9 protein-coding genes are annotated in these 10,838 nt (G+C 66.6%); 2 read left to right on the top strand and 7 right to left on the bottom strand.

Annotation, left to right across the window (positions count from 1 at the left end; genetic code table 11):
• The first annotated feature begins 226 nt into the window (after positions 1-226).
• Complete coding sequence (locus tag AC50YC_RS01575; protein ID WP_494951893.1) at positions 227-862, top strand: DUF2461 domain-containing protein; 636 nt, start codon at positions 227-229, stop codon at positions 860-862.
• 45 nt (positions 863-907) lie between these two features.
• Here the strand turns inward: AC50YC_RS01575 and AC50YC_RS01570 are convergent, their stop codons facing one another.
• The 7 genes from AC50YC_RS01570 to AC50YC_RS01540 form a co-directional block, all read right to left on the bottom strand.
• Positions 908-1,513, bottom strand: coding sequence for a TetR/AcrR family transcriptional regulator (locus AC50YC_RS01570; protein WP_494951892.1), 606 nt, complete (start codon positions 1,511-1,513; stop codon positions 908-910).
• A gap of 30 nt (positions 1,514-1,543) precedes the next feature.
• Positions 1,544-3,109, bottom strand: coding sequence for an amino acid permease (locus tag AC50YC_RS01565; protein WP_494951891.1), 1,566 nt, complete (start codon positions 3,107-3,109; stop codon positions 1,544-1,546).
• Positions 3,110-3,265: 156 nt separating this feature from the next.
• Complete coding sequence (locus tag AC50YC_RS01560) at positions 3,266-3,673, bottom strand: DUF779 domain-containing protein (protein ID WP_494951890.1); 408 nt, start codon at positions 3,671-3,673, stop codon at positions 3,266-3,268.
• 16 nt (positions 3,674-3,689) lie between these two features.
• Positions 3,690-4,700: an alcohol dehydrogenase AdhP gene (gene adhP / locus AC50YC_RS01555; protein ID WP_494952165.1), complete on the bottom strand. Its 1,011-nt coding sequence runs from the start codon at positions 4,698-4,700 to the stop codon at positions 3,690-3,692.
• 164 nt (positions 4,701-4,864) lie between these two features.
• Entirely contained in the window at positions 4,865-6,388 is a 1,524-nt protein-coding gene (gene exaC / locus AC50YC_RS01550; protein ID WP_494951889.1) for an acetaldehyde dehydrogenase ExaC, read from the bottom strand.
• A gap of 156 nt (positions 6,389-6,544) precedes the next feature.
• Complete coding sequence (locus AC50YC_RS01545) at positions 6,545-7,933, bottom strand: GAF domain-containing protein (protein WP_494951888.1); 1,389 nt, start codon at positions 7,931-7,933, stop codon at positions 6,545-6,547.
• A 240-nt stretch (positions 7,934-8,173) separates the two neighbouring features.
• Positions 8,174-9,622: an FAD-dependent oxidoreductase gene (locus tag AC50YC_RS01540; protein WP_494951887.1), complete on the bottom strand. Its 1,449-nt coding sequence runs from the start codon at positions 9,620-9,622 to the stop codon at positions 8,174-8,176.
• A 185-nt stretch (positions 9,623-9,807) separates the two neighbouring features.
• On the opposite strand from AC50YC_RS01540, the gene rarD reads away from it, so the two are divergent.
• Positions 9,808-10,833, top strand: coding sequence for an EamA family transporter RarD (gene rarD, locus AC50YC_RS01535; RefSeq protein WP_494951886.1), 1,026 nt, complete (start codon positions 9,808-9,810; stop codon positions 10,831-10,833).
• Positions 10,834-10,838: the final 5 nt, after the last annotated feature.

Raw genomic sequence — 10,838 nt, 5'->3', positions numbered from 1 at the left:
CCAAATGTTCGCTGTTCGAACAGACGTTCAAATTAAGTCTGTTCTAAACCTAATGTGAGGTCAACCACGTTCGGCTCATTGTTACAACTCTGAGACGGGGGCGTCCATGGGATGTGAGGGAACCAGATCCTCGGCGCCCCACGGTGACCGTGGCGGGTGTCCTCGACTTTCCACATAGGGCCGGCGCCGCTCGCGGTGAGGCACGCGATGTCCCTAGGGTGCTCATATGACCCCTTTTTCAGGCATCCCTGACGCCGCCTTCGATTTCTACGCGGAGCTGGAGCAGAACAACAACCGCGACTGGTGGCTGGAACACAAATTCACCTATGAGTCCGCGGTCAAGGAACCCCTGACCGGGCTGCTCGCCGCCCTCGAGCCTGAGTTCGGCACGGCCAAGCTCTTCCGCCCCAACCGGGACATCCGGTTTTCGCTGGACAAGTCTCCCTACAAGACTGCCCAGGGCGCCGTCGCCACTGTTGCCGCAGGTATGGGCTTCTACATCCAGCTCGACGCTGACGGCCTGCTCATCGGCGGCGGCTACCACACCCATACACCGGCCCAGCTGGCACGCTTCCGCAGCGCCGTCGATGCCCCCTCCAGCGGAAAAGTCCTGCAGCAGATCGTCGCGCAAGTCGAGGCCCGCGGCTTCGCAGTGGAGGGAGAGACCCTGAAAACCGTTCCCCGGGGCTTCGCCAAGGACCATCCCCGCGCCGAGCTGCTGAAGCACAAGTCACTGGCGGCCGGACTGCACGTGGGACGGCCGGGCTGGCTCTCGACACCGGACGCAGCCGCGGAGGTGGCCCGGCGCTGGGAGCAGCTGCGGCCCCTGGTGGACTGGATCGGCCGCTACGCGGCACCGTGACGCGGAGCACCCGAGTGTGGCCGGATGCCCCGCAGCTGCGCCAGGTCAGATGTGCTGGCCGTCAGCGGCGAGCCGCCGGTCCAGGTTGTTGAAGAAAACCAGCAGCATCAGGTCAAAGGCCCGGCTGGCTTGCCCGGGCTGATTGTTCACGACGAAGTCGAACTGCAGCCCGTAGAAGGCGGCGGTGAACAGCCGAGCGTCGGTGTCGGCGAACTCCTCCCGGATGCCCTGGAGCATCAGCCAGTCCCGGGCCTTCTCGTGCAGCATCCTGAAGTGTTCCTGGGCCGTTCCGCGGGGTGAAGCCGCCACGATGTCCTGCGCCGTCGCCTCGAATTCAAGCCGGGCCAGGTGCCGGTTCCGCTGCGCCATGGTCCAGCGCCAGGACTCGAGCAGGAACTCCCGCCAGACGTCCCGGTCAATGTCCCGCACGTCCGTGGCCCGGATGCTGTCCAGCCGGGATTCAATGGTGCGGATGATCTCGTTCACCAGTTGCTCGCGGTGGCCGAAATGGTAGACGAGCACATAGCTGCTGACCCCCAGGCCCTCGGCCAGGCTCCGGAAGGTGAGCTCCCCGAGGGTCTTGTCCATGAGGTAGTCCAGGATCGCGGCCAACAGCTCTGCCTTGCGTTCCGGTCGTGCTGGGCGGGCCATGGTTCCATCATAGGGAGCGGGGTCGACTCCTTAGCTGGCGCTGGCTCCCGCCTTGGCAGCGGCCTTGGCGTCGGCAACGGCTGCGCTCTTATCGGCGGGGCCATCGACCGAGGCCTTGGCCTCGGCGAACCTTTCGTTCAGCCGGGAGTGACGCTGGCCGTAGGAGAAGTAGATGACCACGCCGATCACGAGCCAGACGGCGAAGAAGATCCAGGTCTCCACGGCCAGGTTGGTCATGAGGTACAGGCACAGGACGGCAGAGACGATGGGGAGCACTTTGCCGAACGGCACCCGGAACGCGGGCGTGAGGTCCGGGCGCTTCTTGCGCAGCACCAGGACGCCGATGCTGACCGTCACGAACGCGGACAGCGTGCCGATGTTGATCATTTCCTCCAGCAGGTCCACGTTGGTGAGCCCCGCAACAACGGCCACGGCGGCGCCACAGATCACCTGGAGGCGGACCGGCGTCGCACGGATGGTGCTGGTCTTGGACAGCGAGCGCGGCAGCAGTCCGTCGCGGCTCATCGCCAGCACCACCCGGGAGAGGCCCATGAGCAGCACCATGATCACGGTGGTCAGGCCCACGAGCGAGCCGAAGGCGATGATCTTGGCGGCGTCGGTGTTGCCGACCGCCTCGAACGCCGTGGTCAGCGTGGGGTTCTCGGCCTTGGCCAGTTCCGTATAGGACACCATGCCGGTCAGCGCGAGGGACACCAGGATGTACAGGACCGTGACGACGGCGAGGCCGCCGAAGATGCCGCGGGGCAGGGTCTTCTGCGGGTTTTTAACCTCCTCGGCCGAGGTGGCGACGACGTCGAAACCGATGAAGGCGAAGAAGACCAGGGCGGCACCGGCGAAGATGCCCAGCGTGCCGTACTGTGCCGGGGCGGCGCCGGTAAGGAAAGCGAAGAAGGACTGCTTCATGACGTCGGCGGCGCCGGTGCCCCCGGTCGGCTCGGAGGTCGGAACGAACGGAGCGTAGTTCTCGAACTTCACGTAGCTGAAGCCCACCACGATCACAAAGAGCACGACGCCGATCTTGACCAGCGTGAAGATGTTGCCGACGCGGGCGGACAGCTTCGTCCCCATCACCAGCAGCACGGTGAACACGGCGACAATCAGGAAGGCACCCCAGTAGAGGTCCACGCCGCCCAGGGAGATCGACGGCGGAATATCGACGCCCATGAGCGCGAAGACCTTGCTGAGGTAGATGCCCCAGTACTTGGCGATCACCGCACCGGCGGTGAACAGCTCGAGGATGAGGTTCCAGCCGATGATCCAGGCCAGCAGCTCACCCATGGTGGCGTAGGTGAAGACATAGGCGGAGCCGGCCACGGGGATGGCCGTGGCGAACTCGGCGTAGCACATGATCGCCAGCGCACAGGTGACGGCGGCAATGGCGAAGGACAGGGTGACGGCAGGGCCGGCGAAGTTTGCTGCAGCCTTGGCGCCCACCGAAAAGATGCCGGCGCCGACGGCAACGGCGACGCCCATGATCATCAGGTCCCAGGAACTGAGCGAGCGCTTCAGCTGCCGTCCGGGTTCATCAGCATCCGACATGGACTGCTCGATCGACTTGGTCCGGAAGAGGTTCATAGAAAAGTCCACAATCTCGATAGCTTGGTGGAAACAGACCTACCTATATTAGTGTCCATCCACTGGACGGCCATTTTTATCCCACATGGTGAGACGCGCAAAAGCGGGCCGCGCAGGTTCCCCTGCGCGGCCCGCTCGCGCGTAACCCGTTCCGGTTTAGACCGGCCAGTCCATCAGCGTTGACCGGATCAGGAACCGTTTGCCCTCGGGCGCTTCCACCGAGAAACCACTTCCCCGGCCCGGCACCACGTCCACGGTCAGGTGGGTGTGGCTCCAGTAGTTGAACTGTTCCTTCGACATCCAGAACTCGATCGTCTGCGGCTGCAGACCGTCGGAAATGTCGAACAGGCCCAACTGCACATCCGAGTCGCCGGTGATGAACTCCCCCGCGGGGTAACACATTGGTGAGGACCCGTCGCAGCAGCCGCCGGACTGATGGAACATCAGCGGTCCGTGCTGGAGCCACAGCTTGCGCAGCAGTTCCACCGCCACGGGGGTGAGCGCCACCCGGGAGAAGTCCTCCCCGGGAAGGGTGACGGCGGCGTCGAGCTTTGTCGATGGCATCAGAGTCCTTTTCTGATCAGTACTTGATGACCACGCGGCCGTCGATCTTGGCGTGCTTCATCTCGTCGAGGACGGCATTGACTTCGGAGAGCTCCCGGGTGGAGACGGTGGGGTGGATCTTGCCCTCGGCGTAGAACTCCAGGGCCTCCTGCAGGTCCTGCCGGGTTCCCACAATGGAGCCGCGGACGGTCAGGCCCTTGAGCACAATCTCGAAGATTGGCGCCGGAAAGTCACCCGGCGGCAGGCCGTTGAACACAATCGTTCCGCCGCGGCGGGCCATCCCGATCGCCTGGCCGAATGCTGACGGGTGCACCGCCGTGACCAGGACTCCATGGCAACCTCCGGTTTCGCGCTGAATGACTTCGGCGGGATCTTCGTGCAGGGCATTGACGGTCAGTTCCGCACCGTGCTTCTTGGCCAGGGCCAGCTTGTCATCGGCGATATCCACGGCAGCAACACGGAGACCCATGGCAACCGCGTACTGGACGGCGATGTGGCCGAGCCCGCCGATGCCGGAAATGGTGACCCACTGGCCGGGGCGCGCCTCGGTCATTTTGAGTCCCTTGTAGACGGTCACTCCGGCGCAGAGCACCGGGGCCACCTCCACGGGGTCCGTGCCGGCCGGGATCCGGGCCGCGAAGCGCGTGTCCACCAGCATGTACTCGCCGAAGGAGCCGTCAACGCTGTAGCCGGCGTTCTGCTGCGCTTCGCACAGGGTCTCCCAACCGGTGCGGCAGTACTGGCAATCGCCGCAGGCGGACCAGAGCCAGGCATTGCCGACAAGGTCGCCGACGGCGAGGTCGGTGACGCCCTCACCGAGGGCAACCACTTCGCCGACGCCTTCGTGGCCGGGGATGAACGGCGGGCTCGGCTTCACCGGCCAGTCGCCTACCGCGGCGTGGAGGTCGGTGTGGCAGACGCCGGTGGTGAGCACCTTGACGAGGGCCTGGCCCCGGCCCGGAACGGGAACGGGGAGGGTCTGGATCTGCAGGTCCTTGCCGAATTCGGTTACTACTGCGGCTTGCATGGTCGTCGTCGTCGTTGTCGTCGTCATAGCGAAATCCTTGCGTCATCAAGCATGGGTGGGGCTGAAAATCGTGTGCAGTGAGGCGGCGTCCTTCCCCGTAGGTGCACAGGTGGTGCGGGCGGGGCGGATCTTTTCCGATCCACCCCGCCCGGGTTTGGTGCGGCCTAGAAGAAGCCGAGCTTGTTCTCGTTGTAGCTGACCAGGAGGTTCTTGGTCTGCTGGTAGTGGTCCAGCATCATCGAGTGGTTCTCGCGGCCGATGCCGGAGGACTTGTAGCCACCGAAGGCAGCGCCCGCCGGGTAGGCGTGGTAGTTGTTCACCCAGACGCGGCCGGCCTGGATCTCGCGGCCGGCGCGGTAGGCGACGTTGCCGTTACGGGACCAGACACCGGCGCCGAGGCCGTAGAGGGTGTCGTTGGCGATGCCCATGGCGTCGTTGTAGTCGCTGAAGCGGGTCACGGACACCACCGGGCCGAAGATTTCCTCCTGGAAGATCCGCATCTTGTTGTGGCCTTCGAAGATGGTCGGCTGGACGTAGTAGCCGCCGGCCAGGTCGCCGGGCAGTTCGGCCCGGGCGCCGCCGGTGAGGATCTTGGCGCCCTCCTGCTTGCCGATGTCGATGTAGGACAGGATCTTTTCCAGCTGGTCGTTGGAGGCCTGGGCGCCGAGCTGGGTTTCGGTGTCCAGCGGGTTGCCCTGGATGATCTTCTCGACCCGGGCCACGGCGTCGGCCATGAAGGAATCGTAGATGTCTTCCTGGACCAGGGCGCGGGACGGGCAGGTGCAGACTTCGCCCTGGTTGAAGGCAAAGAGGGCGAAGCCTTCCTGTGCCTTGTCGTAGAACGCGTCGTCGGTGTCGGCAACGTCGTTGAAGAAGATGTTGGGGCTCTTGCCGCCCAATTCCAGGGTGACCGGGATCAGGTTCTGGCTGGCGTACTGGCTGATCAGCCGGCCGGTGGAGGTTTCGCCGGTGAAGGCGATCTTCCGGATCCGGGGGCTGGAGGCCAGCGGCTTGCCGGCCTCGACGCCGAAGCCGTTGACGACGTTGAGGACACCGGCCGGCAGCAGGTCGCCGATGAGTTCCATCAGGACCAAGATCGAGGACGGGGTCTGCTCGGCCGGCTTCAGGACGACGGCGTTGCCGGCGGCCAGGGCCGGGGCGAGCTTCCAGACGGCCATCAGGATCGGGAAGTTCCAGGGGATGATCTGGCCGACGACGCCGAGCGGCTCGTGGTAGTGGTATGCGGTGGTGTCGTCGTCGAGCTGGGACAGCCGGCCTTCCTGGGCGCGGACGGCGGAGGCGAAGTAGCGGAAGTGGTCCGCGGCGAGCGGAATGTCCGCGTTGAGGGTTTCGCGGATCGGCTTGCCGTTGTCCCAGGATTCGGCGACCGCGAGCATCTCGAGGTTCTCGTCGATCCGGTCGGCGATCTTGTTCAGGATCGCGGCGCGCTCGGCGACGGAGGTCTTGCCCCAGGACGGCGCAATCTTGTGGGCGGCGTCCAGCGCCAGTTCAATGTCCTCGGCGGTGCCGCGGGCCACCTCACAGAAGGCCTTGCCCGTGACGGGGGTGATGTTCTCGAAGTACTGGCCCTTGACCGGGGCGACCCATTCGCCGCCGATCCAGTTCTCGTAGCGGTCCTTGAAGGTGACCTTCGAGCCCTCGGTGCCGGGCTGTGAGTAAACAGTCATTGCTAGCTCCTTTGCTGTGCAAGATAGTGGCGGCCAGATGTCGGCGCCACCGTTGCGTTCAGCCTAGGAGCAAGGAGGTTGCAGTCAGGTTGCAACTACGTGATCCGGGTCACTTCTGCTGTCAGTTCAGCAGTCAGTCCCGGAGGTTGCGTCGGGTCAGGCGCTGAGTTCCGCCTCGAGCCGTTCCAGGTCAGCGACGACGGCGGCCCGCTTGGGCGAACGCGGCGGCAGGAGTTTCAGCGCCGCGATCCGGACCTCGACGTCGTCCCTCGCCTCGGGCAGCTCGGCAAACCTCAGGAGCGATTCGGCGCTGCCGTCCGTCAGGACCGCGTCGCGGAGCAGGGAGGACACCCGGGTCCGCAGTTCGGCGATGCCGGGGGCCTCGGAGCGGGGCAGGACGGCGCCGCGGTAGATCTCCAGGGCGATTCGGTGGGCGCCGCGCTGCAGGCAGTTCAGGACCTGGCCGGAGTCCGGCACCAGGTCCAGCGGCAGCCGGTAGGGCCGTGAGTCCGGAACAGCGGCCGGGTTGAGCTGCTGGAGGACTTTGCGCAGCCGGACCATCTCGGCCCGCAGCGTCATGGTGGAAGCGTCCCCCGGGTACAGCAGGGCACACAGTTCCTCGGCGTTGAGCCCTTCGGGGTGGGTGCTGAGCAGGGCCAGGATTTCGCTGTGCCGGGCGGACAGCGCCACGGTGCGGCCGTCGATGCTGAGCAGCGCCTGGTCGCGGCCGAGGAGCTGGAGGCTGTTGCGGTAAAGGCTGCCGGCGGTCCCGCCACCGTCCCGGGCGGTCCCGGAGGTGGCAGCGCCCCGGCGTCGGGCCGGCGAGGACTGCTTGGCGGCCGCGAGCTGAAGCCGCTCCACGCGGAGGTGCGCCTGGGCGGCGGCGACGGTGGCCTCGACCAGGGACAGGGTGTGCGGTGCGACGGCGGACTCGGTGCCGGTGATGTCGACAACGCCCAGCACGGCGCCGGAATCCGGGTCATGGAACGGAACGGCCGTGCAGCTCCACGGGTGGACGGAGCGTTTGTAGTGTTCGGCGCCGGAAATTTGGATGCCGCGGCCCAGGGCCAGGGCGGTGCCGGGGGCGCTGGTGCCCACGGTTGCCTCGGACCAGTCGGCCCCGGGAACGAACATCATGCCCTCGGCCCGGCGCCGCATTTCCGCATCTCCTTCGACCCAGAGCAGCCGGCCCACCTCGTCCCCGACGGCCACCAGCATGCCGCTGTCGTGGCTGGGCAGGACCAGGAGCTTGTGGATGACCGGCATGATGGCGGCCAGCGGGTGCTGGCGCCGGTACTCTTCGAGTTCTTCGCTGTCCATCGCCAGCGGCGCCTCGGGGTTGTCCGGGTTGGCCTGAAGCTGCGCCGAGCGCCGCCAGGACTCCTGGATCAGGCTGCTGAGACCGGGCAGCTGCAGGTCGGCCGGGAAAACGAGCCCCTGCGGATCCAGCTGCTCGTGGCCGGCGCTGGCATACTGCTGGCGCAGCGCTGCGGGGACCCCGCCGGCTGGCGGGAGCAGGGCTGCCGGATGGATCGGATTCCTCATTGAACTCCCACCGGACGGGCACGACGGCGTGCCGGAGGCAGCCATGTCCAGTCGAGTCTACGGGGCGTGCCGGAAGCCCGCCAGAGCGCGCGGGTCCTCCTGTCACACCGCTCCCTGCCCCCGCGCGGATTCCGCACCGAATTCAGACAGCCGCTACGTGGATCCGCGTGGCGGCTGTCCGTTTCCGCAGCGGATTCGGCCGGGGCTGCAAGGGGTGGCCTGGGCAGTGGGGCCGGGCGCCTAACCGCGGGAGATCTGCACCATGTCCTCGCGGGGAACCACCTTGATGCGTTCCCGGGCGATGCCGTTGGCGTCTCCCGAGGCGGTCCACTCCGCGCCGAGGGCCAGTTCGTGGGCGTCAAGCCGGTTCCAGCCTTCCCAGGTGGTGTATTCGATCCCGCGCTCCTCGAGGAGGTCGATGATCGCCTGCGGGTCCGGGTTTTGCGCCGGCGGGAGGCTCAGCCGGTCCTCGAGCAGGAAGCCGATGGTCTCCAGCGCGTCGCCCTTGGTGTGGCCGATCAGACCCACGGGGCCGCGCTTGATCCAGCCGGTCGTGTAGATGCCCGGGACGGGGTTGCCCCCGGCGTCGAGCACCCGGCCGCCCTCGTTGGGGATGACGCCGCGGCGGGCGTCGTATTCCAGTTCGTCCAGCGGCGAGCCGTGGTAGCCGATCGCGCGGTAGACGGCCTGGACCGGGTAGTCGAGGTACTCCCCCGTTCCCTTGACGTTGCCGGTGCCGTCCAGCTGCATACGCTCGAACTTGATGCCGGTGACCTTGCCGGGGTGGGCGGCGTCGTCGTGTATCTCCACCGGGCTGTGCAGGAAGTGCAGGTGCAGCCGGCGGGAGGACGGCTCCTCGGCCTCGGTGTGTTCCTCGACGAGCCAGTTGGTCAGGGTGTTGACCATGGTGCGGATCTGGTTGTTGCTGCGGATCGCCTCGTCCGAGGCCTCGTCGAATTCGAAGTCTTCCGGGTAGAGGACGATGTCGACGTCCCGGGCGTGGGAGAGTTCGCGCAGTTCCAGCGGCGTGAATTTGACCTGGGCGGGGCCGCGGCGGCCGAACACGTGGACGTCCGTGACCGGGGAATTCTTGAGTGCCTGGTAGACGTTGTCCGGGATTTCCGTCACCAGCAGATCGTCGGCGTGTTTGACCAGCATCCGGGCCACGTCGAGGGCCACGTTGCCGTTGCCGATCACCGCGATCTCCTTGGCCTCCAGCGGCCAGTCGCGGGAGACGTCAGGGTGTCCGTCGTACCAGGAGACGAAGTCTGCCCCGCCGAAGGACCCCTCGAGTTCGACGCCGGGGATGTCCAGTTCCGCGTCCTTGATGGCGCCGGTGGAGAAGATCACGGCGTCGTAGAACGCGCGGAAATCGTGCAGGGTCAGGTCGCGGCCGTAGGTGACGTTGCCGAGGAAACGGATGTCGCCGCGGTCCAGGACCTTGTGCAGCGCGTTCACGATCCCCTTGATCCGGGGGTGGTCCGGGGCGACGCCGTAGCGGATCAGTCCGTACGGGGCCGGGTAGGCCTCGAAGAGGTCGATGCTGACCTCGAAGTCGCCGTCCTTGACTTCGTTGGACTTCGTCAGGATGTCCGCGGCGTAGACGCCGGCCGGTCCGGCGCCGACAATCGCAACGCGGAGCGGACGTTTGGACGGTCTGTTAGGCGAAGTTTTGGCCGAGTTGGACACCGGGAGCCCTTCTGAGTCTTAGCGACGGCGCCAGCACATGCAGCGCACAATCCCCCATTCTAAATGTCCGCAGGAAAGTCTGGGCGCCCCGGTGACCGACATCGCAGGGATCCGCATCCGGGCGCCGGGGCGCCGCCGGACCGAATGGCAGGAATAGGGGTCCCGCAGGTGGTGTTATTGATCTTGTGCCTACCCCTGACCGATCCCCCTCCCCCGCTGCGCTGAGCGCTCCGGGCACCGCTGCCCCCGGCGGAAGCCCGTCGAAGCGACCGCCGGCCGTCCTCAAGGCAGTGGACACGGACACGACGGCGGGAATCGTCTTCGGGATCGGCGCCTACGGCCTGTGGGGGCTGATGCCCCTCTACTTCTTCCTGCTGCAGCCGGCCGGTGCGGTGGAAATCGTGGCCAACCGCGTGCTCTGGTCACTGCTGTTCTGCGCCCTGCTGATCACCATCACCCGCTCCTGGCGCGTCCTGGGGGCCGCTTTCCGGAACCGCACGCTGATCTTCCCGCTGATCATCGCCGCGGTCCTGATCGCCGTGAACTGGCTGACCTATGTCTACGGCGTGACCACCGGGCAGGCGGTCGAAGCCTCACTGGGCTACTTCATCAACCCGCTCGTCTCGGTCCTGCTGGGCGTGGTGGTGCTCAAGGAGAAACTGCGGCCGCTGCAGTGGGCCGCCGTCGGCATCGGCTTCATCGCCGTCGGCGTCCTGACCGTCTCCTACGGCAAACTGCCGTGGATCGCCCTGACCCTGGCGCTGAGCTTCGGCCTCTACGGCTTCGTCAAGAAGCGCGTCGGCCCGCGCGCTGATGCGATCACCAGCCTCACGGTGGAGACGATTGTGCTGGCGCCGGTGGCCGCCGCCGCGATGATCGTCCTGGCACTGACCGGGGCGGCAACGCTGGCAGCCCACGGCCCCGGGCACTTCTGGCTCCTTGCGGCGTCGGGCATCATCACCGCCGTGCCGCTGCTGTTCTTCGGCGCGTCCGCCCGCCGGCTGCCGATGACCACGATCGGCCTGCTGCAGTACTTCGCTCCCGTGCTGCAGTTCATCGTGGCGCTGGCCGTGTTCCACGAGCCCATGACGACGGACCGCTGGATCGGCTTCGGCGTGGTCTGGCTGGCGTTGCTGGTGCTCACCGTGGACATGCTGCTCGCCGCCCGGAAGAACTCCGTGAACCGGAAACTGGCCCGCGCCGCCGCCTGAGTCTG

Source organism: Pseudarthrobacter sp. MDT1-56, from assembly GCF_059383555.1.
The sequence above is the reverse complement of the archived record's forward strand: the minus strand, read 5'-3'. Positions and strand labels throughout refer to the sequence as shown.

Excerpts from the sequence above, each read along its gene's own strand:
- AC50YC_RS01575 (WP_494951893.1), top strand. The coding sequence starts at position 227 with ATGACCCCTTTTTCAGGCATCCCTGACGCCGCCTTCGATTTCTACGCG.
- AC50YC_RS01565 (WP_494951891.1), bottom strand. The coding sequence starts at position 3,109 with ATGAACCTCTTCCGGACCAAGTCGATCGAGCAGTCCATGTCGGATGCT.
- AC50YC_RS01545 (WP_494951888.1), bottom strand. The coding sequence starts at position 7,933 with ATGAGGAATCCGATCCATCCGGCAGCCCTGCTCCCGCCAGCCGGCGGG.
- adhP (WP_494952165.1), bottom strand. The coding sequence starts at position 4,700 with ATGCAAGCCGCAGTAGTAACCGAATTCGGCAAGGACCTGCAGATCCAG.
- exaC (WP_494951889.1), bottom strand. The coding sequence starts at position 6,388 with ATGACTGTTTACTCACAGCCCGGCACCGAGGGCTCGAAGGTCACCTTC.
- AC50YC_RS01570 (WP_494951892.1), bottom strand. The coding sequence starts at position 1,513 with ATGGCCCGCCCAGCACGACCGGAACGCAAGGCAGAGCTGTTGGCCGCG.
- AC50YC_RS01560 (WP_494951890.1), bottom strand. The coding sequence starts at position 3,673 with ATGCCATCGACAAAGCTCGACGCCGCCGTCACCCTTCCCGGGGAGGAC.